This is a genomic window from Streptomyces tamarix (assembly GCF_032423885.1).
GTDB classification, from domain to species: Bacteria; Actinomycetota; Actinomycetes; order Streptomycetales; family Streptomycetaceae; genus Streptomyces; species Streptomyces tamarix.
Window position 1 is genome coordinate 65,919 of sequence record NZ_JAWCTQ010000029.1, and the last position, 22,205, is coordinate 88,123.

Here is a 22,205-nt window from a genome sequence, read left to right on the forward strand (position 1 = left end):
ACCCTGACACACCCGGACGGAACCGGCACGTGATGGCGGTTCATTCGAGGGTCGGGGCCCGTCCACGGGGAGGTCCGCACCACCCGGGCCGGGGCCACCGGCGACGCCGCTCTCCCCGGCCCGGGGAGGGGCGCGCCCCGGGCCGGGCCGGCCGGCCGAACGGTTCCGGAGCCGTCTCCCTCCGCGTCCGCCGGACGTGACTCGGCGTCCTGGTGCAGGCGGAACCTTCCCGCGCGGCAGTGAGCTTTTCCTGCCTCACCCTGAGCTGGTCAGGTGAAGGGCGAGGACGACTTGGACGAGCTTGGTGATTCGGACGGCCGGGCACCGTGGTTTGCGAAGGGCGCGCCGGGACCTGAGGGGGACGACGGGCTGTTCGGCGAGTGCTTGGATCTTCAGCGGACATCCTGGGTGGCCCACCCGCACGTGGGCGAGCGTGAGCAGGGCCTGACGGTCGGCGCTCAGAGACCGCCGGCGGGAGCCGGTCTCGCGGGGGTGCCGCCGCAGCCGCAGGGTGAGGGAGCGAAGGGCGGAACTGGAGACGCCGGCGCCCGGCGGGTGGGCAGGCACGCGAAGCCTCCGGTGGAGACGGTTCTCCTGGTCGGAGGTGGCGAGGCAGCAGCCGTCTGGAGCGGGAGCCGGTAGAGCAGTGCTTTGAGTCGTCACTGCGCTCCATGTTGTTCGTAGAACTCAACTACAGCTGAACGTGACGTGTGTCACCATGGCCCGGAACCAACGGATGCAGGCAGGGGGGCGCATGGTTGGCATGAGCGGCACGGACCGCCGGAGAGTCTGGATCAAGCTCATCATGACGCTGGGGGTGGTGGCCTTGGCGGTGATCGGCATCTTCACCGTGGCCAACACCGTGGGGGGCAGCAGCAACACCTGTGTCGGGAGTGTCTGCGGCGACGGAAACAAGGACAACAATGTGGGCCCCGCGCCTTCGCCGACACGGTGAACGACATGAACATTCGTGCCGCGGCCGGCTGGTTGGGCGCCAGCCTCGTCGTACTGACGTTTGTCACAGGCTGCAACAACTGCACCGGGTCGGTGTGCGGCAACCAAAACAGTGGCAACGAGGCAAACGGACGGGCGGCCGAGCCGGATGCGGTGCCGAAGCAGGAAGCTGCACAGCAGTCGCACTCGATCACGCCCGGCCCAACCGTGCCGGAACCGCCTGAAAAAGCCGAGTACATCAAAGCCGCTGACGCGATCTGTCAGAAGTGGACTCGACAGGCTGAAAAGCACACCACCGCAGGCGCGGAGCTGAGCTGGGAACTCTTCACCACTCTGATCCAGCTCGGCACAAACATGGCGAACGAGTGGCACGCCATGACGCCGCCGGCGGGCGACGCAGGTAAGGCCGACACTTTCATCGAAAAGCAATACGCGGACGTAGCGGCAATTCAGCGGGTGCGAGATTTATGGGCAGCCGGTGACACCGATCGGGCCCAAGTGGAACTGGACCAACTCGCCGACGAAAAAGTCCAAGCAGAGCGGCGAGCCAGTGCGCGAGCTTATGGTTTTCGCGTCTGTTATTGAACCCGGGGCGCTCACGCTGAGCAAGCGGGGAGGTGCGGCACGGTTTTTCAGGAAATCGCCTACCGTACTCCGTCAGATCGCAGCGGTGCCGTCTGGGTGAGCCGCCGCGGCGTCCGCCGGACAGCGCCGGACACCGCAGGGTGAGGGCCGGACCGGTGGTGTGGGCGTACGGCCTCCGCTGCGGCGCGCCGGGGTGCGCCGCAGCGGAGGGGAGTGGTGGTGGGTCGGGGTCAGGATGCGGTGGGCGTCCAGCCGCCCAGCCAGTCCGCGACCTCCTGGTCGGCGGCCTGGTCGGCGGTGAGGTGCGGGCGGTTCGTACCGGCGGCGCCCGCGCCGGGGCCGGTGTTGCGGTACTCGGCGAAGCGGGCGTCCTTCCACGAGAAGCCGCTCATGTCGCTCCACGGGGCGGTCTTGATCGCGTCGCTGAGCGTCGTGTCCCGGACGGTGACCTGCGGGTCCAGGGTCGCGTCGCCGCCGGCGTGCCAGGGGCGGCCGAGGTGGAAGCTGCGCGGGGATACGTCGCCGTTGACGACGGACCGGTTGATCAGGAAGCCCTTGCGGTTCGCGGGGGTGCTGGGCGCGGCGATGTAGCCGGCGGACGTGCCGTCCCAGCGCTTCTTCAGCGACAGCACCGACTTGTCGATCACCGCGGTCGCGCGGCCGAAGACGAAGTCGACGTTGCCGGTGATGTAGGAGTTGGTGACGTAGACGCGGCCGAGCCTGTCCTTGGCGGCGGTGTCCAGCAGCAGGGTGTCCTGGTCGCCGTTGACGATGACGCCGTCGAGGAGGACCTTGTCGGCGGCGGTGCGCAGGGCGACCGCCTGGTGGCCGCTGAGGTGCTGGTTCCTCGCCTCGTCGAAGTCGTTGGTGATGGTCAGGTTGCGGGCCTGGAAGTCGTCGGCCTCCACGGCCACGGTGGCGCTGCCGCCGGTGCCGTACGTGCCCGAGCCGTCCGGCTTCGGGGTGCCGGACGCGTTGCCGTAGACGATGACGGTGTCCTTGCGGCTGCCGCCCGAGCCCTGGATCGTGACGTGCGGCTTGTTCGCCGGGATCCGGACCGTCTCGCGGTACGTTCCGGGGGCGACGGAGATGACGACCCGTGAGGCGTTGTTCGCCGGGACGGCGTCGACGGCCTTCTGCACGCTGGTGAACTGGGCGCCGCTCTTGGCGACCGTGAGCGTCTGCGCGGCGGCGGCCCGGGCGGCCGTGGTCGCCGCCGTGCCGATCGACGGCCTCGGCCCGGCACCCGCCCTGAGCAGCGCGGGTACGGCGTCGGCCTTGTCGAGCGTGTAGGCGTAGGACGACCGGGGGTCGAACGCCGCGCCGCCACCGCTCTCGTTGCGGCCGCTGGTGCCGGAGAAGACGTTGCCGCGCTGGACGAGCACGGCGGTGCTGTCCCGGATGACGGGGTTCCGCACGCCCTGGAAGTAGCTGTTCTCCAGGACCATCCGGGTCTTGCCGCGGGAGTAGTTGCCGTACGCCGAGGTGATGTCCGTGCCCGGAGTGTCCTCGAGGTAGTTGTTGTACAGGTGCGCACGGGCCGCGTTGTCCGTCGAGGGGTTGCGCTGCTCGGTCTCGCGCAGCCAGTTGTGGTGGATCGTGATGTCGGTGACGACGTTCGTGGTCCAGCCGATGCCGAAGGTCTTGTTGTTGTTGCTCAGCCGGTTCCAGGACACCGTCACATAGGTGCTGTCCTTGCGGACGTCGATGAGGCCGTCGGCCATGTGCCGCAGGTCGTTGTGGTCGATCCAGACGTGGTGGGCGCCGTCCATCTGCACGGCGTCGTAGTCGTGGTCCTTGTCGTTCCACACGCCCTGGTAGGCGTCCCGGATCGTCAGGTTCCTGATGATGACGTTGTGGACGCCGGGGCCGAGGAAGAAGCCGCCGCCCACGATGTGCCCGCTGGTCCCGGAACCGACGATCGTCTTGTCGGAGGCGACGCGGATCTCCTTGCCGACCGGATTCATGGTGATCGTCCCGGCCACGACGATGATGTACGGCTCGGCGGCGGTCGCGTACTTCTCCAGGTCGGCGAGCGTCCGCACGGTGACGGTCCTGCCGCCCCGGCCGCCGTACGTGCCGTTCTGGCCGAGCGCGTTGACGGAGGCGAAACCGTCGGCGACGTCACCGGCCCAGGCCGGGACGGCGGCCGTCGCCGCGGACGCGGACTGCCGCTCCTCCTCGCCGAAGACGCCGAAGGCGCTTCCGTAGGCGAGGACGCCGGCGGCGGCGAGGGCGAGGGGGACGCCGGTGAGGGCCGTCCTCCGCCTGCGGTGACGCGCCCGACCACGGGTTTCAGTCATGTACTGGCTCCGATACTGCGTGGGGGATGTGCTGCTCGCGCCGAAGGTCGAGCACAGGGCAGTCGCCGCCGACCCGCGAAAGGTTGCCCCGGTACCGGCCCGATGCCGAGCGGTCCCGCCTCCGCGCCCGCTGCCCCGGTGGGGCGGCCCGGGCGGGGGACTGGGTGGGGCGGTCCGGGCGCGCGCCGGCCGCGTCGCGGAGCCCGGTGGATCCGGGGCGCCGGTACGGGGAGGCGTACCGCCCGCCCCGGCGGCCTCGGGTCCCCCGCCGGGCGCGGCCCGGGAGGCCACCCTCGCGGAGGGGGGGCGGAGGGCGGCGCGCCGCCCTGTTTCACCCGGTCCTGGGACGGTAGCCGGGAGGGAGGCCCCGGACACCGGACCGCGACCGGAGCGCGCACGACGGCACCCGGACCGCGCCGGACCGCGGGGAGCCGCCCGTACGGGAGAGGAGCGCCCACGTGACCGATCCGCGCACCACCGTCGTCATCATCACCCACGACCGGCGCGACGAACTGCTCCGCACCCTCGACCGGACCGTACGGCTGCCCGAGCGGCTGCCCGTGATCGTCGTGGACAACGCCTCGACGGACGGCACCGCCGAAGCCGTCACCCGCTGCCACCCGGACGTCACCCTGCTCACCCCCGGTGCCAACCTGGGCGCCGTCGGCCGGAACCTCGCCGTGCGCCACGCCCGTACGCCGTACGTCGCCTTCTGCGACGACGACTCCTGGTGGGAGCCCGGCTCGCCGGCCCGCGCCGCCGACCTGCTGGACCGGCACGAGCGGCTCGCCGCGGTGACGGCGCGCATCCTCGTCGAGCCGGGCGGCCGGGAGGACCCGATCGTCGCCGAGCTGCGCGACTCGCCGGTCAGGGGCCCGGACTGGCTGCCCGGTCCCGCGCTCGGGTCGTTCCTGGCGGCAGCCACCGTCATGCGCCGGGACGCCTTCTTCGCGGCGGGCGGCTTCAACGAGCGGCTGTGGCTCGGCGGCGAAGAGGAACTGCTGGCCACGGACCTCGCGACGCTGGGCTGGTGGCTCGCGTACGTCTCCGACCTCACCGTCCACCACGCCCCGTCCAAGGCCCGCGACTCCACGCAGCGCCGCATCGACGGGCTGCGCAACACCCTGTGGTTCTGCTGGCTGCGCCGCCCGGTCGGGCCCGCCCTGCGCAGGACCCTGCACCTGGCCCGTACGGTGCCCCGCGACCGCGCGTCGGCCAGGGCCTTCGCGGCCGCGGCGGCCGGACTGCCCTGGGTCCTGCGGGAACGGCGCGTCGTGCCCCCGTCCGTCGAGGCGCGCCTCCGGGCCCTGTCGAAGGCGCAGCGCGAGTCCACGGCCCGCCGCTACGTCGGGTGACGGACGGCGGCTCCGGCCGGCGCCGAGAGGGAGGAAGACCGTGAACTGCTACGAATGCGCCCGGCCGAACCCGGCCGTCGCCGTGTGCCGCTCCTGCGGCGCCGGACTCTGCCGGGACCACGTGCGGGTGCGCGGCGAGGAACTCCACGAGATCGTCGGGCCGGGACCCTCCCGGAGGGCCCAGGGCCGCCGCCTCCTGTGCGGCGTGTGCGTCGGCGTACCGAGCGCCCCCGGCGAGGGCGGCCCCCTTGACGGGGGCGGCGTCCTCGACGGGGGCGGCGGCGAAGGGGGCGTGCCATAACCGGCGCGGCACCGGCGGGTACCCCTGGCGGCGACGCCCGGCGGGTGCGGGACGACGCCCTGCCGGACGCCCGCGAGGAGGAGACCTGGCCCACGGGCGTGTGAGCCGGGACCGGGCTCGCGCCCCCGCCGTCGGCCGGGCCCGCGCGGCCGGGGAACGCGCCACGGCGACGGCGCCCGCGCGCCCGCACCGCCGGCGGCCGCGGTCCCGGTGGCGGGTCACCTGGGCCGCCGGGGGGCCGGCAGGTCCTGCGGGAGCGGCTCCACCGGATCGTTTGGCCCGGCCACCACCCAGGCCACGCCACCCGCGAGGATCGACGGCCCGCCGTGGTGCGGCCGGCGGCGGGTCAGCCGTACGCTCACGTACGCGTCCGCCTCCGGCACGGGGATCCGCAGCGCCCTGGCCAGCTCCCGTCCCCGCCGGTTGCCGCCCACCACCAGCACGCCCTCCTCCCGGAGCGCCGTGGCCGCCTCCCGGACCAGGCGGGCGCTGTCACGGCGCCGCGTCACGGCCCGCAGCGCCGCCTCGGGCACCGGCCGCTCCCGCACCCGCCGGAACAGCTCCGCCGCACGGTCCACGACGGACGCGGGCGCCAGGACCGCGACGCGGTCCGCCTCGGGCAGGCGCAGCAGCACGTTCTCCGGCAGCGGCGCGCCGCGGTGCAGCCACAGCACCGCCATCCGCGCCTGTGCCGTGAGCGGTGACGGCGCGTCCCGGTGCACCGGCGCGACCGTCATGCCGTGGCGCATCCGCAGCAGCCCGGCCGACCACCGGGCGTGCGCGTCGTCGGCCTGGACGACCAGGAAGATCTCGCCGTGCTCGGCCCGCGAGAACGACGCCCAGCCCCGACCGCCGTCCAGCGACAGCCTCAGCCGGAACGGCGCCACCGCGGGGAACAGGCGCCGCAGCTCCAGCTCCAGCCGTGGCCCGATCAGCGCCTTCTCCCGCTCGTCCAGCTCCGCCACGTCGTAGCGGCCGGTGGCCTCCGGGGCGAGCACCGCGTCCAGGGACTCCCGTACGGCCGCCGCCATCGCCCGCCCGTCCGGGTCGCGGTCGTTGAACACGCGGGCCAGCATGAGCAGTTCGGCGTCGTACGCGGTCAGGTCGACGTGCGGGGTGAGGACGACGCACACGACCCGGCCGTCCGCCCCGGTGACCTCACGCGGCACGAACCGTCCTGCCACGAGCCCGTCCCCGTGGCCGAGCCGGCCGAACACCTCGGGCGAGACGCACAGGGCGGGGTGGAAGGGGAAGTTCTCCGAGAGCGCCCGGAACTCCGCGGAGCGCAGCATGCCCAACGCGAGCCGCACGTTCAGCTCGGCCTCCGCCCGTCCTTCGTCGAACCCTTCGACGGAACCCACGTGCACGGCCAGCCGCACCGCCGGGTGCCGCCCGGCCGCCTCCAGTTCGTCCGGCAGCCGCTCCGCCAGCGTGCTGAGCAGTGCGTCGAGCGGGACGTCGGCGGGCAGGAACAGCAGGCAGCGGTCGTCCCCGACCACCAGGCGGTGGTCCGACCACCCGAGGTCGCGGCCCCCGGCCACGGAGGTCAGGGCGAGCGAAAGGGCCTCGCCCGTCGCCCGCGGATCACCGTCCGTTTCGACGGCGACGATGGTCCGGGGCTTCGGGGAACCGGGACTCGCCCCGGCCTCGTCGAGCAGCCGCTGGGCCTCCTCCCGGTCGGCCTGCGCGCCGGGGCCGTCCAGGCGCTCGAGCGCTGCCCGTGCGGCTTCCCCGGCCTCGTCGAGCCGGTCCAGCGCGACCAGCGTCCGCGCGATGCGGGTCAGGAGCAGGCCCTCGGCGCGGGAGTCCCCGCCTTCCGTCCGGTACTGGGCGAGGAGCGCCTCCTGCGCGGAGAGCAGTTCGCCGTACCGGCCGGCCGTCGCGAGCGCGTCCTCCAGCGCCAGGAGGGCGCTGCGCATCAGCGGGTGGGGAACCGAGTCCGGATAGCCGCCGAGCGCCTCCAGCACCGTCCGGAGCACCTCGTCGGTCCTGCCGAGCCGGGTGAGGACCGATGCCAGGTCCAGACAGGTCGCCGCCACGCCGAAGCGGTCGTCGTCCGCGCGGAAGGCGTCGAGCGCCCGCCTCAGGGGTTCTTCGGCCTCGGTCGGCGCGCCCCTCGCCAGGGCCAGTTGCCCGGCCAGTCGGTTCACCGGACCGCGCAGGGCGTCGTCCCGGTCCCACGCGTCCCCCGGCAGCCCGTTCAACGTCGACGCGGCGTCCGCGACCGCCCCGGCGGCGTACTGCGACAGGGCCAGGGCGACCACGGCCCGGGCCGTCGGCTCCCCGGAGCGTGCGGAGGCCCTCCCGATCACGGCCCTCGCGGCTTCCTCGAACCGCGACCGGTAGGAGGCCGAGGCGCCGTGGACGTGGAGGAGCAGCAGCAGGTCGGGCACCTGCCGCGGCAGCGGGTCGGGGGCCCCGCCGGCCGAGGCGGCCAGCGCCAGCGCGTTGTCGAGCCAGACGTGCCGCGAAACCGGGTCGTCGAGGATGTCGGTGGCCCGCACCCCCAGGTTGACCACGAGGGCGGAGTCGGGGCGGTCCTCCTCGTACAGCGCGGCGGCGCGGGCGAGGTAGTGGCCGACGAGCCGCTGGAGGAGGGGGGCCGCCGCCTCGGCGCCGTACCCGTGCTCCCGGATCGTGTGGCGGCGCACCTCCTCCGGCACGCGGTACACCCCGGCGGCCCGCCGGTCCAGCAGTCCCTCGGCGGTCAGCCGGTCGAGCGCCGCGCGGGCGGCCCGGTCGCCGCCGAGGAGGGCCCACGCCTCCGTGCGGGTCAGCTGCCCGGTCGGGACGAGCACGAAGCGGCGCAGCGCCTCCCGCTCCGGGGCGGGCAGGGCCCGCAGCCGCAGGTGGAGGACGGCGGCCAGGTCCTCCTTCGGCGTCGCCCGCGTCCTGCCGGACAAGCTGTCGCGGATCATCCGGGACAACTCGGCCGGGGGCGGCGCGGCACTCGAAGCGATCCAGGACCCGATGAGCCGGAGCGTGAGCGGCCACCACGCGCGGCCGGCCGGCAGCTCCCGCAGGGCGGCACGCCCCTCGTGCCCTTCCCGGCCGGCCCAGGTGGCGAGGAGGTCCGCGGCCTCCCCGTCCAGCAGGGGCGCCAGTCGGTGCTCGGGCGCCACGTCCGTCACCCGGGTCGTGGCGAGCACGGCGCAGCCGGGTACGGACGGCAGTAGGCGCTCCATCCGCGCGGGCTCGGGCACGTCGTCGAGGACGAGCAGCACACGCCGCCCGGTGACCGCCTCGGCCAGCTCGGCGGCCAGTTCCTCGGCGGAGCGCGCCTCTCCGTCGTCGGGTGCCCCCAGGGAGGTCAGCAGGCGGTGCAGCGCCGCCTCGGGCGGTACGGGGTGGTCGCTCGAACCGCGCATGTCGACGAAGTGCCGCTCACCGGCGAAGCGGTGGGCCGCCCGCAGTGCCAGTGCCGTCCGCCCCGCGCCGGGATCGTCCCGGACCGCGGTCACCCACACGACGCCCGCGGCCGGATCCGCGAGCCGGGCGAGGAGGGACTCGACGGTGTGCCCCCGCTCGACGAACCTCTCGGGCGGGGGCGGGAACGCGTCGGACTCCGCGCCCGTCGCCCCGGCCCCGTCCGTCTCCCCGCCTCCGTCCGGTGCGGGCCCCTCTCCGCCGGGCACCGCCAGCCCCAGCAGTTCCAGCGTCTGCCGGGACGCCCGGGCGAACGCCTCCTGCTCGGCCGGCAACTCATGGGGCCCGGACGCGTCGTACGCCACCGAGCGCAGCCCCGGCCGGCCGTCGCCGAGGGACGCCACGTGCCGGTCGAGGGCCTGGTGGACCCGCCACGCCTCGTGCGCGGGCAGCCGCTCCCGCAGCACCGCCCTGACCTCCTCGGGCAGGACCAGCTCCAGCGGCCCGGAGTCGCCCGCGGGCTGCTCCAGCTCGAACAGCCCGCTCGTCACCGCCTCCGCCACGTCGGCGGTCGTCGCGTCGGGCACCAGTTCCCGGCGGATCACGTGGAGCAGCCGCAGGCTGAGCCGGTCGAACGGCGCGCACAGCACAGCCAGCCGCACCGCCCGGGGAGCGGCCGTGCGGAGGAAGCCCTTCGCGGCCGTACCGGGTGACAGCGACGCGGCGCGCGGCCGGGACCGGCCCGGCAACCGCCCGCCCGGCGGGACGAGGACGGCCGTACAGCCCTCGGGTGCGCCGCGCATCGCCGCCCGCGACCAGCGGTCCAGCGAGTGCGGCGACAGCGACAGCACGGGGATCGGCAGCCACGCCCCCGCGTCGTCGCGCCCCGCGCCCTCCCCGGTGGCCGCGCCGCTGCGGGCCGCGCCGTCCGGGCCGGCGAGGTCGAGCAGCGGGGGCGCCTCGTGCGGGAGGCGGCTGCGGTGGGCGCCGGGCGCGGCGGGCGTGAACCGGACCGTGGGGAGGTTCAGCCCGCCGCGCCGCCACAGCTTCGTCGGGAGCGGGTTCAGCAGCGCCATGGGCGTCGTGGCCGCCCACTCCCGCAGCAGCCGCCACACGGCCGGTGCCCGCCACGGCGCGGCCACGCAGTCGGACACGACGACGACCAGCCTCCGGCCGTCCGCCTGGCGCAGCTGGCCCGGTGCCTGCGGACGCCCGGCCCCGTCGAACAGCAGGTCCCGCACCTGGAGCGTGCGGAAGGCACCCAGACGGTCCAGGACGGTGGTGAAGTCGTCGAGGGTCTCCTCCCACACCCGCATGTTGGGGGAGCGGTCGACGACCAGCGTCAGGTCGAACCACCGTTCCGGAGCGGCCGCGAACACGGGGATCAACTCGCCGCTGCGGGCGTACCCGTCCACGGTCGCCTCGATGTCCAGCGCGCCGCGCCGTCCCTCCGGCCACGGGCGCTTCCACGGCCGCAGCGCCCGCGTCACCTCCAGGGCGCGGGGCAGGCCCGTGGCGCGAGGCGCCGCCACGGCGTGGCCGCGCAGCCGCGTACCGGCTCCGGGCAGCCGCTCGTGCAGCCCGCGCGTCCCGGCGGCGCGCGCCGCCGCGCCGGGCGCCACCGGGTCGGACGCGCGTGCCGCGGGCTGCCGCGGCGGGTCCTGCGGCCCGGCCTCCCGCGACGCGGGCGCGTCACCCCCCGGCGCGGCGGACGGCGGCGGGCCCGTCGACGGAGGATCCGCGGGGCGGTGCCGCGCCATCGTGGCCGCCAGCCAGAGGGCCTCCGCCAGCCCCGTGCCGTCGAGCCCGCCGCCCGGCCCCGGTCCGCCGCCCGCGGCCGGGTCCAGGTGGGGGGCGGCCGAGCGCAGCGCGGACAGGACCCGGCCCAGCGCGTCAGACACGGGACAACTCCCGCAGCAGCAGGTCCACGACGGCCTGCCGCCGCTCGTCGTCCGGCGCCCCGTCCCCGGTCAGCAGGTGGACGGCGTTGAGCAACTGGTCCACGGCGAGGCTCTCGCCGGCCGTGAGCCGCTCGACGAACGCGTCCACCAGCTCACCGGCCGCCTCCGACCGCGCCGCGTCGGCGCCCAGGTGCGCCGCGACGACCCTGAGCAGGGTCTCCGGTGTCGGCATCGGCATCGTGAAGCGGATGCACCGGCGCAGGAACGCGGCCGGGAAGTCCCGCTCCCCGTTGCTGGTCATCACGATGAACGGGAACTCCGTGCACTGCACCCGGCCCCGCGTCACCTCGTGGTACGCGTCGCCGCCCCACTCCCGGACGGCCACCACGTCCCTGCCGTACCGGGCCAGCTCCGGGATCTCGAACTCGCCCCGCTCCAGCACGTCCAGCAGATCGCTGGGCAGGTCCAGGTCGCTCTTGTCGATCTCGTCGATGAGCAGCGCCCGGGGTCGCCGCGCCGGCAGGAGCGCCGTGCCGAGGGGGCCCATCCGCAGGAACGGCGCGATGTCGTCGCCGCCGTCCGGCCCCTCCAGCCGTTGCGCGTGGATCCTGCCCAGGGCGTCGTACCGGTACAGGGCGTCCGCGAGGCCGCTGCGGGACGTGATGTGCCAGCGCAGCACCGGGCCCAGCTCCAGCTCCGCCGCGACCTGCTCGATCACCGTGGACTTGCCCGAACCCGCCGGGCCGGTCAGCAGCAGGGGGCGGCGCAGGACCAGCGCGGCGTTCACCGCCTCCACCAGGCCCCGCGGCGGGACGAACTGCTCGTGCAGGGACCTGCGGGGGAACATCCGCCAGGGCGGTGGCGGGGCCAGCTCCACCCGCTCGCGCGGCGCGCTGCCGGTTCCCGCGTAGAAGGGCTGCCAGGTCATGCGGGACTCTCCCCATCCGTTGCGAACTGTTCGAACCACCTGCAGAAATCCAGCCACTCCGCGTCGTCCCACACCGTGCGCAGCCGGGCCAGGTGTCCGCGCCCCGACCACCCGGCGGCCGCGGTGCCGCAGCCGCTCCACCGGTCGCGGTACGCCCGGCAGAACTCGCCGGGCAGCAGGTGCCAGTGTGCGTCCAGGTAGCGGCGCGCCTCGGCCGGGACGCGGTGCGCCTCGTCCTCCGGCCACAGCACGATGGGGGAGGACGCCAGCAGCGTCTCCAGCACGTCGCCGAGGTGCGGCGGCCGGTGCTCCAGGGCGACCGCGCGCGTACGCGGCCCGCCGAGCAACCGGTCGCGGAGCTCCCGCGCCTGCCGGGTGTCGGGCTCGCCGAGCCACTCCAGCCGCGTGCCGTCGGAGCAGTCCTCCATGGCGCGGAGCGTCCTGCGCGCCCGGTCGTTGATCCACCACAGGTGGTCGGGCGGCTGGATGCGGTCGCTCCACCGCAGGACGACGTCGTGATCGGCGCCCAGTCGCATCCCGAAGTCGGTCTCCTCCGGGCGCCACTGGAGCAGCAGCGGGGCCGGCGCGGCGACCTCGACCCGGCGCAGCGGCACGTCCATCCCGGCGGCCAGCCGGGACGCCCACCGCAACGCGGCGCCCACCTGCCGCTCCACACCGGCCCGGTCCGGGCTGCACGCGAACTCCTCGCGGTCGCGCACCTCACCGCCGTCCAGCAGCCAGGCCGCCAACGACTCCGGCCACTCGTCACCGACGGCCGCGTGCAGGCTCACCACCAGCCGCAACCGCATGTCACGCGTCCGGTCGGCCAACCGCTCGAACGCGTCGTTCAGGTCGATCACCGCGCCCAGGGCCGCCGCCCAGTCGCGCACCGCCGGCGTCCCCGGGTCCACACCCGTCTCGTGCGCCAGCAGCGCCACGAAGTCGACGAGCGGCCCCATCCGCCGCTTCCCCGCCACCGGTGCCCGCAGCAGCAGGTACTCGACGGCGTCGCGCAGCAGGTCCGTGCCCGACGAACCGGGCGGCGACTCCACGGGGCCGGGGCACGCCGCGGTGAACGTCCGCCGAAGGAGCCCCGACGTGAGCGGCGCGCCGGGCCAGGAGCCGAGCAGGCCGACGGTCCGCGCCGCCGCGTTCAGCGCGTCCACCACGTCGAGCGCCCACTCCCGGGCGGGGGACGGCGGGGCCGCCGCCAGCCCGTCCCGTACGGCGCCGATGTCCTGGGCCGTCGTCACCGGACCGGCGAACAGCGACTCGTCCACCGCCGCGACCGCCCGGGCCAGCTCCTCCGACCCGACCCGGCCGATCAGCGCGCCCCCGGTGGCCGCGTGCCGGGGATTGCGGGCCAGCCACAGCGGGCCGGGCCCGAACCGCGCCCCGTCGAACTCGGCCCGCAGGATCGCCTGCCCCGCCGTGCCGCCGTCGTCGCGCACGGCCTCCACGACGGCGTCCGGCGCCAGCGTCTCGCCCGCCGCGGGCAGCCCCTTCCGGAGCACCTGCACCAGCGTCCGGCTGAACCGCAGCCCGTACGCCTCCTCCGCCGCGCCCGACCCCATGAGCAGGGACAGCCGCGTGTCGCCCTGCCGGATGCCGTTGGCGACGGACTTCAGGTCCGGCACCGCGTTCCCCGCGTGGCACGTGTCCACGATGGCGATGACGCCCGCCAGGCCCTGCGTCTCCAGCGCCTGCGTCAGCAGCGATCCCACGTCCACCGCCGTCAGCGGCGCCTCCGCACGCGAGTCGCTCGCCATGAAGTACAGCCCCGTCCCGGAGGCCATTCCGTGGCCGAGCAGCGCGACGACCAGCACCGCGCCCGCGTCGCCCGCGCCGAGCGCCGCCGTGCGGATCGCCGCCTCGACGTCCGCCCGCGTCACCCCGTCGCCGCACAGCAGCGTCGTCCCGCCCGGCGGGTCCTTCTCGCAGCCGCCCGCCCACGGCGCCGTCAGCGTGTCGTGCAGCGCCCGGGCCGCGTCCTCCAACTCGTCCAGCAGGCCCAGGTCAGGGCATTGCGCCCCGATCACCAGGGCGTGCCGCGGGCCGGTCATGACTCCGCGGCGGCGGTCAGGGCCTCGACGAGCGGACCCGCCACGGCGGCCTGCGCCAGGTACTTGGCGGCCGGGTGCACCCACGCGCCGTCCGAGTCGACCCGGCTGCTCACGGGACCGACCGAGGAGGCGTTCGGCACCACGACGTCCTCCAGCCGGGGCCGCGCGGCCACGATGTCGTCGCGGTCCCAGAAGTTGAGCCACCGGCCGACGCACGCCGGAGCGCTCAGCGGCTGCGGCCGTACACGGGGCAGCACCGCCGTCCGCATCCCGAGCGGCGACCCCAGGGTGATCAGCAGCGGCACCTCGCCCCCGTGCGCGTGCAGGGCCTCCAGGGCGACGACCGTACCCAGCGAGTGCGCCACCACCACCGTCGGCCCGTCGCCGTCCAGGCAGGCGGCCACCTTTCGGCGGATCCGGGCGTCCAGGGTCGCCCCGTCGTCTCCGGGCTCGCCGCGGTTGAGGTAGCGGGCGACCTGGCCGAGCATGCCCGCCGTGAGCCGGGCGCTGAGCCAGCCGCCGGTGGACCGCAGACCGGGCAGCGCCATCAGACTCGTCAGCGCGTTCACCGCGTGCCGGCCGGGCGCGCCCACGCCCTGGGCGCCACCGGGCGGGGCCAGTTGCGTACGGGCGTGACGCAGCACCCGGGCCTCGCCCGGTGCCAGCGCCGGGTCTGCCAGTCGCTCGTCGACGGCTTCGAGGAGCAGCCCGGCGACCAACTCCTCGTCCTGCCGGGACGCCCGCGGCCCGGCCGCGCTGCCCGTGCCCTGCGAGCCGGGCGTGCGGAACAGGTCGCCGTAGTAGGCGAAGCGGACATCGGCGGCCCAGCCCCCCGTCAGGCCGGACAGCCTGTTGCTGTGGCCGGCCGCGCGGGCGCCGTGCGCCGCCGCGCGTAACCACTCCTCCAGATCCGCCGCGGCATCCCGGGGACCGCCGATGCCGTGGACGAACACCAGGCGAGGCTTCATCGCTCCCCCCTTCGTCGACGTCCAGATGGAGAACGATCTTTTCGTGTACGGACGAGGACCGGCAACCCCTGTGGACAACGCCTGTGGGCAACCCCGGTGGACGGCACGCCGCCACCCCACCGCGTCCGCGTCGCCCGAAGCCCCGCGCCCCGCCGTCCGCCCGCCTACCCGCGCCGTGCCGCGCCGCTCAGTTCCGCGTACAGGTCCGCCCCCGACCAGCGGCGGGCCCGCCCCGGAGCGGCCGCCTCCGCCTCCCGCACCAGCTCGACGAGACGCGCGTTCACCGGGGCGCGCAGGCCGTGCCGGGCGGCCAGCGCCACGATCTCCCCCTGCAACGTGTCGATCTCCGTCGGCCGGCCCCGCTCCAGGTCCTCCCACATCGACGACCGGGCCTGCGCGTCCACCCGCAACGACGCCGCCGCCACCCGCCGGAACACCGCGTCGGGCAGGCGCAGCAGACGGGGCGTCACCGACGCCGGTACGGGACCCAGCCGCGCCGGGGCCGCACCCTCCGCCCGGTACACCGCCAGCGCCTCCTCCTGGCACAGCGCCAGGCACCGCCGGTACGCCCGCGCACCCAACTGGTCGCGCAGCGGCAGCCCCGACAGGGCGTTGATCGCGTTGTTCAGGTTCATCAGCAGCTTCGCGTACTGGACGCGCCGCATGTCATCGCGCGGCTCGACCTCCAGCCCGGCCCGCCGCAACGCCGCCACCAGCGGTCCCGCGTCCGGTACGTCATCCACCATCACCGCGCCCGCCGTGCCCTGGTGGAAGGCCGCCGGGCCGGTACGCACCACGTTGTACGGGACCATGCCCGTCAGCACCGCCGTGCCCGCCGGCAGGGCGGACCGCAGCACCTCCGGGTTGCGCAGTCCGTTCTGGAAGCTCACCACCACGGTGTCCACGCCCAGATGAGGACCGATCGCCTCGGCGGCCTCGCGCGTCGCCCCCGATTTGACCGTGACCAGTACGTAGTCGGCGCCCGACACGTCCGACGCCCCGCTCGATGCCCGCAGCAGCGCCGGCGCCACCCGCACGTCCGGACGGCCGCCGCCCGTCAGCCGCAGCCCCCGCTCCCGTACGGCGTCCATCGCGGCAGGGCGGCCGACGAGCGTCACCTCGCAGCAGGCGGCGAGGGAGCCGCCCAGATGGCAACCGACGCTCCCCGCGCCGAACACGGCGATCTTCAGCGACATGCAGCCAGTGTGACCCCCGCGCGCACCGGCGTCGAGGCGTGTTCACGCCCGAGCCCGTCACACCCCGTCGGCCTCCGGGGCGGGCCGGCGGTGGGCGGGCGCCGCGGTACGCGTGTGGACGAACAGCTCCTGCCGTGCCGGAGGGGCCGCCCGGTGCTCGGGTACCGGCAGCTCGTACCGCACCGGCCGGCGGTGGTCCGCCAGTTGCCGGTCCGCGTTGTACACGCGGCCGAACTTCCAGAGCATCCGCGCGAAGTTCGTCTGCCCGCGCAGCAGGTTCCGGCCCAGCACCCCCATGGCGCCCACCGCGTTGCGCAGCCCCAGGTGCTTGCGGTTGAGGACCGCCTGGGTGCGCACCAGCTCCCGGTAGAACACCTCCAGCGGCAGCTTCGTCGGGACGACCGCGTGCTGGATGTCGAACAGCCGGTAGTCCCGCGTCGTCAGCTGCCGCGCCTCCGTGTGCCAGATCTCCGTCCCCGGATACGGCGTCATCACCGTCAGGTGCACGATCTCCGGCACCGACAGGGCGAACTCCCGCACCACGCGGAACCGCTCCTCGTCCCACGCCGGATCCACGATCAGGTTGATGGCCACCATGATGCCCATCCGCCGGGCCGCCTCCAGGGCCCGGAAGTTGTCGTCCGGGCTGACCCGCTTCCGGTACAGGTCCAGGCCCTCGGCGTCGATGGCCTCCATGCCCAGGAACATGTACCGCAGCCCCAGCCGCGTCCAGCGTTCGAACACCTCCGGGTTGCGCAGCAGCACGTCGCTGCGGGTCTCCAGGTAGTACCGCTTCCGGATGCGGCGCCGCTCCAGGGCGGCCGCGATGCCGTCGCCGTGCTCCGGCTTGATGAACGCCACGTCGTCGACGATGAAGACGTTCGGCTCCCGGATCGACGCCATCTCCTCGGCCGCCGCCTCCGGCGACGCCTTGCGGTAGCTGCGCCCGTAGAACGTCCACGCCGAGCAGAACGAGCAGTCCCAGGGACAGCCGCGGGTGAACTCGATCGACGCGCACGGGTCCAGCTCTCCGATGAAGTACCGGTTCCGTCTCCGCATCAGGTCGCGCGCGGGGCGCGGGCCGTCCAGGCTCTCCAACAGCCGGGGCGCGGGCCCCCGCCCCTCCGCCGACACGACGCCCGGTACGCTGCCGAGGCCGCCGTCGCGCGCCGCCTCCAGCAGCGGTGCCACGGCCGGCTCGCCCTCACCGCGCACGACGGCGTCCACCGCGCCCTCCGCCTGCCGCAGCACGTGTTCCGCGATGAACGACACGCTGTGACCGCCGAAGAAGACGAAGCACCCGGGGGACGCCGCCTTCGCGCGCTTGGCGATCTCGATCGCCTCCGGGACGTTCGCCAGGTAGTTGAGGGAGATCCCCAACGCCTCCGGCGCGAACGACCGCAGTTCCGCGTCGAGCACGGCCGGCGGCAGGACCTGGAGGTCCACGACGCGGACCCGGTGCCCCGCGTCCCGTGCCGCGGCGGCCACCCGTTCCAGGCCCAGCGGTTCGAGTCGGAGGAAGATCTCCGAGTACATCAGGGCACTCGGGTGGACGAGGAGCACGCGCATGTGAGTCTCCAGCCGGACGGCGACGACGATCGACGACGGTCTCTTCCCTGACGGTCTCTTCTCCGACGGCCCGTGTGCCGTCGGCTCAGGATCAGCCGCGCCTCCACACCAGGCGCACGGCGAAGTTCACCTCCGTCGTGCCCTTCGCCACGACGATGCCGCCCTCACCGCCCACCTTGAGGCCGAAGTCCACCGCCGCCTCCTCCGGCCCCAGGCGGCGGAGCGTGTCGAAGACCCGCGCCAGGGCGGGGCCCAACTGGTCGAGGGCCTCCTGGAGCGACATCTGGGCGCGCGCCGTGACCGACTCGCCGGGGAAGCCCTCCGAACCCACCGCCACCAGGCCGTCGTCGACCTCGAAGACGGCCGTGCCGTCACCGTCGTCGCCCACCTCGATCGTGATCAGCTGCGTCACGGAGCCCAGCCTCGCGCAGCCGCGCGGGCACCGCACGCCGGGCCGTCCGGAGGGACCACCCGAATCCCCCGCGAGGGTTCTCCGCCCCTGCGCGCGCGAGGACCCCGTCCGGGAGAGTTCGGGGCGAGGGCCAACGCCCAGCTCCGCCCCACGCGCGCGAGGACGCCCACCTCCAGGCCCCGCCACGTGGGCACGACCTTGCTCCGCCCTTACGCGCGCGAGGACGCCGTGAAGCAGGGGCGGCGGCTTCCGCCGGTGTTCTCCGCCCCTGCGCCGCGCGAGAACCCCTTCCGGGGCCGCTCCCGCAGAACGCCTCGTTTCCACGAGAAGTGTTGTCGCCGCCGCCGCGCCCGATCTCCCGTCCGCCGGACCACAACCGGCAGTCCCTTGCAGGAGAGCGAAGAGCGGAGAGACCGTGCAGCATCCCCGAGACCCACAGGACCATCCCGGCCGTCCGCGGCAGGGCCGGGAGGAGGCCCGTCACGGCCGGGCCGCGGCCCGTCACGGCCGGCGCCGCCGTACCGGCCGCGGGGCCGCCGTCGCGGCGCCGCGGCGCCACGCGAAACAGCGCTGGACCTACCAGGGCGTCGGCACCGTCGTCGCCGGCGCGGTCGCCGTCGCCGCGGTGGCGATCGGCACGGTCGTCCTCGGCGGTACCGGAGGGGAGGGCGGCTCCCTCGCCACCCGCACGGCCGCGCCCGCGCCGTCCCTCGGCGACCGTCCCGCGAGCACCTCCGGCACCACACCCCCTACGAGCCCCGCCATACCCGCGCCCCGCCCGTCCCGGTCGGCACCGCCGTCGCCGCACGCCACCCCCGCCGCCTCCATCCCGGCCCCGGCCCGGACCACCCCCGCCCCACCGGGCCGGCACACCACGGCCGGAACCGGGAAGCGTCCCTCCACCACCCCCGCGTCGCCCACCGCGCGCGTGGGCGACGCGGACCCGTACGCAGCCCGCCCCGCGCGGCCCGGCGGCACGGTCGCCGACCACGTGCGCCGCGTCGTCGCCCTCGCCAACGCCGAACGCGCCAAGGCCGGCTGCCCCGCCCTCCGTACCGACAGCCGTCTCCAGGAGGCCGCCCAGGGCCACGCCGACGACATGGCCGCCCGCGACTACTACGCGCACGACACCCCCGAGGGGCAGGACGCGGGCGACCGGATCGGGGCCGCCGGCTACCGCTGGAGCACCTGGGCGGAGAACATCCACCGCGGCCCCGGGAACCCGGCCACCGCCGTGCGGGACTGGATGAAGAGCCCTAGCCACCGCGCGAACATCCTCAACTGCGCCTTCCGGGACATCGGCGTCGGCGTGAACCTCCGGCCCAACGGCCCCTGGTGGGTCCAGAACTTCGGCGCCACCGGCTGACGCGCCGCACCGCCGCTCACGCCGGGCCGGCCAGGGTCTGCACCCACACCGTGCCCTCCGGGCCCGGCACCGCCGCCACGCCCGTGTCCCGGTAGCGGCAGCCGAGCATGTTCTCCTGGTGGACGGAGCCGTCCATCCAGTCGTCGACGACCGCCGCCGCGTCCCGGGGCCCCCGGTGCAGGTTCTCGGCCCACGCGCCCGCGTCGTACCCGGCGTCGGCCATCCGCGCGTCCGCGTGCCGGCCCTCCGGGTCGGCGTGGGCGAAGTAGTTCCGCGCCACCATGTCGCGCGCGTGGGCCCGGGCCGCCGCCGTCAGCCGGGGGTCCAGGCGCAGCGGAGCACAGCCGGCCTCGGCGCGCCGGGCGTTCACCAACGCGGTCAGCCGCTGCGCCGCGCCCGGCCCGGCCGTCCGCGCGGCGCCCGGGGACGGCGCCGGTGCCGCCGTCACGGAGGCGGCCGGGCTCGGGGAAGCGGTGGGCGGCGGGGAGGGCGAGGAGGTGGGCGTGGGCGTACGGGACGCGGTGGGCGTCCCGGCCGGCGACGCCGGCGCGGCGAGCCCCTTCGGGGCCGGCCCCTCCGGGACGGGCGCGGGGGCGTCGGGCACCACCGGCCACAGCGCGGCCAACAGCACCCCGCCGACCACCGCGCCCCCGACCGCCGCGGGCACCCGCCGGCGCGCCGCGCCTCCCGCAGGGCCGCCCGCGCCGGGTCCTCCCGTCCCCGCGCGCGCGGCACCCTCCCGTACGGCCGCGGACGCCCCGTCGGCCCCCGCCGCGCCGTTCGCCGCCGCACCGTCCGCCGTGGAGCCGTTCGCCGCCTGGCCGGGAACCGCGCCGGACGCCGCTGCGGGCGCCGCGTCGACCTGCGCGGCGGGCACCGCCGGGTACCCGGAGAGCGGAACGACCAGGGCGAGACCGGCCAGCAGCCCCTCGGCCGGTATCAGGTCCGCCCAGTGCCCACCACAGGCGGGGCAGCCGCGGGCGTGCCGTGCGACGCGCTTGCGCCACACCGGGGCCGGACGCCCGTCCCAGTCCGCCGTCAGCCGCGCCAGCGCACCGCACCGGGGTTCCGCCGCCAAGGCGCGCACCACCCCGCGCCCCGTCTCCAGACTGGCCTTCATCCGCTGCACCCGCACCGCCGCGTGCCGCGCCGGGACACCCAGCGCCTCGGCCAGCTCCGCGCGCGTGAGCCGTCCCGACGCCTCCTGCCACCACAGGGCCAGCAGCGCCCGGTCGTCCTCGTCGAGCCACCGGGTCGCCTCGGCGACCTCCCGCCGCTGGCCGGACAGGCCGAGCCGCAGGATCGTCAGGTCCACGAAGTCGCCCGCCGGATCCGGTCGCTCCACGACGCGCTCCAGCGACGTGACCGGCGCCTGCTGGCGGTCGTTCCAACGGCGGCGTATCTGGTTCATCGCTATGGCCACCAGCCAGGACCGGAACCGGGACGGCTCGCGGAGCCCGCCCAGCCCGTCCAACGCCCGGAACATGGTGTCCTGGACCACGTCGTCCACGTCCGCGTGCCCGTCCAGCGCCCGCCCCACCACGTTGTAGACCAGCGGCAGGTAGTCCTCGACGAGCCGCTCGCGCGCCCGGCCGTCACCCGCCCGCGCCGCGCTCACCAGCTCCGGTACGTGCTCGTTGTCCCTGTGCATGCCCTGCCTCGCCCCGTCGTCGCGTACGGCCCTGTCGTCGGGGGATCCGGTGGCGCGGCCCCGACAACGGAAATCAGCCGGACAGTACGCACCCGGGCCCGTCCGGCGAAATCCTCGGACGGCCTGCATGCCCGGCGGCCCGGGTCCCGGACGTCGACGAGGCCCCGCCACGAGGGTGAAGCCGCGGCGAAGGCGGTCGCCGGACCCGCCGTCGCCCACCGTGCGGAACCCGTACGGCTCCGGCCCGTGTTCGACGGGGCCGCGCGCCGCGCGCCGGCGGCCCCACGGGTCCACGGCGGCGTGCACCCCCTTCGACAGTTCGCCGGTCGCTCGCCGACGCGTGGGTCAGCGGCGTTGCAGCCGGGCCGCACGCGCGCTGATGTCCGGCAGCTTCGCGTACAGGGCCGCGCCCGGGCAGCGGGTCGCGTAGCCGTCCATGTGGCCGCCGACGACGGGCAGCACGGCCGTCGTGCCCTCCGGGAAGCGCGACTCGTCGCTCGTCGAGACGAGGGTGACCGTGCCGCGCGGATCGGCCCCGGAGGGATCCAGCTTCCAGGCGACCAGCCGTGCGATAGCGTCGAGCATCGGCTCGGGCACCCGCGTGCCCTCCGAGAACGTGCCGATCGCCGCGATGCCGACCGTCCCCTCGTTGAACCCCTTGGTGTGGGCGCCGATCACGGGCCGGTCGACACCGCCCGCCCGGCCCTCGTAGATGGTGCCGCAGGCGTCGACGAGGAAGTTGTAGCCGATGTCGTCCCAGTCCCGGCCGTGGGCGTGCCCCGCGTACAGGTCGCGCAGCGTCGCGGGGACGCTCGCGCAGTCGTACCCGTTCGGGGTGCTCGTGTGGTGGATGACGGCGGCCCGCACCGCCGACGCGTACCGGGCGGCGGGCGCCGTCGACACGGTCTCCGCCCGCCACGCCGTGCGGGGCACGATCATCGGCCGCGGCCCCTGGTGACGGCCCGCGCGCTGCGGGGAGGTGCCCCCGGACTCGGCGGCACCGTGCCCCCGCGGGCCCGACGACGGCCCGACGACGAGGCTCGCCGCCACGAGCGCCCCGAAGAGGGCCAGCGACGTGGCGGTACGGGCCCTGCGGGTCTGCGGCAGACGCATGCTCCCGCCTCCTCCGCGCCGAACCGCCCCGGCCGTGGTCCTTCCTGCCCGTCGGCACCATCGTCGCCAACGGCGCCGCGGGCCGCTCGCCGGAGTGCTCCGTACGGGACGGCGGCTCCGGGCGGTTGTCAGTGCCGCGTCCTACGGTTTTTCCAGTGGGACCCGCGGGACAGG

General features: G+C 75.4%; 15 protein-coding genes. 5 read left to right on the forward strand and 10 right to left on the reverse strand.

Features of this window, described 5'->3' with window-relative positions; translation table 11 throughout:
- Positions 1–763: 763 nt before the first annotated feature.
- A complete protein-coding gene (locus RND61_RS21645) occupies positions 764–955 on the forward strand; it encodes a hypothetical protein (RefSeq protein WP_315879693.1) in 192 nt (63 codons plus the stop codon).
- Between the two features lie 5 nt (positions 956–960).
- On the forward strand, positions 961–1,539 hold the full coding sequence (locus tag RND61_RS21650; protein ID WP_315879694.1) for a hypothetical protein: 579 nt from the start codon (positions 961–963) through the stop codon (positions 1,537–1,539).
- Between the two features lie 230 nt (positions 1,540–1,769).
- Here the strand turns inward: RND61_RS21650 and RND61_RS21655 are convergent, their stop codons facing one another.
- Positions 1,770–3,842: a pectinesterase family protein gene (locus RND61_RS21655; RefSeq protein WP_315879695.1), complete on the reverse strand. Its 2,073-nt coding sequence runs from the start codon at positions 3,840–3,842 to the stop codon at positions 1,770–1,772.
- Between the two features lie 458 nt (positions 3,843–4,300).
- Here RND61_RS21655 and RND61_RS21660 point away from each other — a divergent pair, with 458 nt between their 5' ends.
- Positions 4,301–5,197, forward strand: coding sequence for a glycosyltransferase family 2 protein (locus RND61_RS21660; RefSeq protein ID WP_315879696.1), 897 nt, complete (start codon positions 4,301–4,303; stop codon positions 5,195–5,197).
- Between the two features lie 40 nt (positions 5,198–5,237).
- A complete protein-coding gene (locus RND61_RS21665) occupies positions 5,238–5,498 on the forward strand; it encodes a DUF2180 family protein (protein ID WP_315879697.1) in 261 nt (86 codons plus the stop codon).
- Between the two features lie 218 nt (positions 5,499–5,716).
- Here RND61_RS21665 and RND61_RS21670 read toward each other — a convergent pair whose 3' ends face one another.
- From RND61_RS21670 to RND61_RS21700, 7 genes are all read right to left on the reverse strand, one after another.
- Positions 5,717–10,765, reverse strand: a complete 5,049-nt coding sequence (locus RND61_RS21670) for a NaeI family type II restriction endonuclease (protein WP_315879698.1) — start codon at positions 10,763–10,765, stop codon at positions 5,717–5,719.
- Positions 10,758–11,693, reverse strand: a complete 936-nt coding sequence (locus RND61_RS21675; RefSeq protein ID WP_315879699.1) for an AAA family ATPase — start codon at positions 11,691–11,693, stop codon at positions 10,758–10,760. Before RND61_RS21675 ends, RND61_RS21670 begins: the two co-directional genes overlap by 8 nt.
- Positions 11,690–13,756 carry a vWA-MoxR associated conflict system protein gene (locus RND61_RS21680; RefSeq protein ID WP_315879700.1) on the reverse strand — a complete coding sequence of 689 codons (2,067 nt, stop codon included), beginning with the start codon at positions 13,754–13,756 and terminating at the stop codon, positions 11,690–11,692. The genes RND61_RS21675 and RND61_RS21680 overlap by 4 nt, the downstream gene beginning before the upstream one ends.
- The gene (locus RND61_RS21685; protein WP_315879701.1) at positions 13,753–14,724 is read right to left on the reverse strand and encodes an alpha/beta hydrolase; all 972 of its coding nucleotides are present in this window, start codon (positions 14,722–14,724) and stop codon (positions 13,753–13,755) included. The genes RND61_RS21680 and RND61_RS21685 overlap by 4 nt, the downstream gene beginning before the upstream one ends.
- A 164-nt stretch (positions 14,725–14,888) precedes the next feature.
- A complete protein-coding gene (locus RND61_RS21690) occupies positions 14,889–15,920 on the reverse strand; it encodes a 2-dehydropantoate 2-reductase (RefSeq protein WP_315879702.1) in 1,032 nt (343 codons plus the stop codon).
- A gap of 57 nt (positions 15,921–15,977) precedes the next feature.
- Positions 15,978–17,489 (reverse strand): hopanoid C-3 methylase HpnR, encoded by a 1,512-nt coding sequence (hpnR, locus tag RND61_RS21695; protein ID WP_315879703.1) that lies wholly within the window; start codon positions 17,487–17,489, stop codon positions 15,978–15,980.
- A 91-nt stretch (positions 17,490–17,580) separates the two neighbouring features.
- The gene (locus RND61_RS21700) at positions 17,581–17,901 is read right to left on the reverse strand and encodes a CU044_2847 family protein (RefSeq protein ID WP_315879704.1); all 321 of its coding nucleotides are present in this window, start codon (positions 17,899–17,901) and stop codon (positions 17,581–17,583) included.
- 415 nt (positions 17,902–18,316) lie between these two features.
- On the opposite strand from RND61_RS21700, the gene RND61_RS21705 reads away from it, so the two are divergent.
- Positions 18,317–19,267 carry a CAP domain-containing protein gene (locus RND61_RS21705; RefSeq protein ID WP_315879705.1) on the forward strand — a complete coding sequence of 317 codons (951 nt, stop codon included), beginning with the start codon at positions 18,317–18,319 and terminating at the stop codon, positions 19,265–19,267.
- Between the two features lie 16 nt (positions 19,268–19,283).
- Here the strand turns inward: RND61_RS21705 and RND61_RS21710 are convergent, their stop codons facing one another.
- Both RND61_RS21710 and RND61_RS21715 read right to left on the reverse strand, forming a co-directional pair.
- The gene (locus RND61_RS21710) at positions 19,284–20,918 is read right to left on the reverse strand and encodes a sigma-70 family RNA polymerase sigma factor (protein ID WP_315879706.1); all 1,635 of its coding nucleotides are present in this window, start codon (positions 20,916–20,918) and stop codon (positions 19,284–19,286) included.
- A 345-nt stretch (positions 20,919–21,263) separates the two neighbouring features.
- On the reverse strand, positions 21,264–22,031 hold the full coding sequence (locus RND61_RS21715; RefSeq protein ID WP_315879707.1) for a peptidoglycan recognition protein family protein: 768 nt from the start codon (positions 22,029–22,031) through the stop codon (positions 21,264–21,266).
- Positions 22,032–22,205 lie beyond the last annotated feature (174 nt).

What these genes read in the sequence shown, in the direction of transcription:
- RND61_RS21715 (WP_315879707.1), bottom strand. Translation starts at nt 22,031, where the DNA reads ATGCGTCTGCCGCAGACCCGCAGGGCCCGTACCGCCACGTCGCTGGCC.
- RND61_RS21655 (WP_315879695.1), bottom strand. Translation starts at nt 3,842, where the DNA reads ATGACTGAAACCCGTGGTCGGGCGCGTCACCGCAGGCGGAGGACGGCC.
- hpnR (WP_315879703.1), bottom strand. Translation starts at nt 17,489, where the DNA reads ATGCGCGTGCTCCTCGTCCACCCGAGTGCCCTGATGTACTCGGAGATC.
- RND61_RS21685 (WP_315879701.1), bottom strand. Translation starts at nt 14,724, where the DNA reads ATGAAGCCTCGCCTGGTGTTCGTCCACGGCATCGGCGGTCCCCGGGAT.
- RND61_RS21650 (WP_315879694.1), top strand. Translation starts at nt 961, where the DNA reads ATGAACATTCGTGCCGCGGCCGGCTGGTTGGGCGCCAGCCTCGTCGTA.
- RND61_RS21680 (WP_315879700.1), bottom strand. Translation starts at nt 13,756, where the DNA reads ATGACCGGCCCGCGGCACGCCCTGGTGATCGGGGCGCAATGCCCTGAC.
- RND61_RS21675 (WP_315879699.1), bottom strand. Translation starts at nt 11,693, where the DNA reads ATGACCTGGCAGCCCTTCTACGCGGGAACCGGCAGCGCGCCGCGCGAG.
- RND61_RS21710 (WP_315879706.1), bottom strand. Translation starts at nt 20,918, where the DNA reads ATGCACAGGGACAACGAGCACGTACCGGAGCTGGTGAGCGCGGCGCGG.
- RND61_RS21645 (WP_315879693.1), top strand. Translation starts at nt 764, where the DNA reads ATGAGCGGCACGGACCGCCGGAGAGTCTGGATCAAGCTCATCATGACG.
- RND61_RS21690 (WP_315879702.1), bottom strand. Translation starts at nt 15,920, where the DNA reads ATGTCGCTGAAGATCGCCGTGTTCGGCGCGGGGAGCGTCGGTTGCCAT.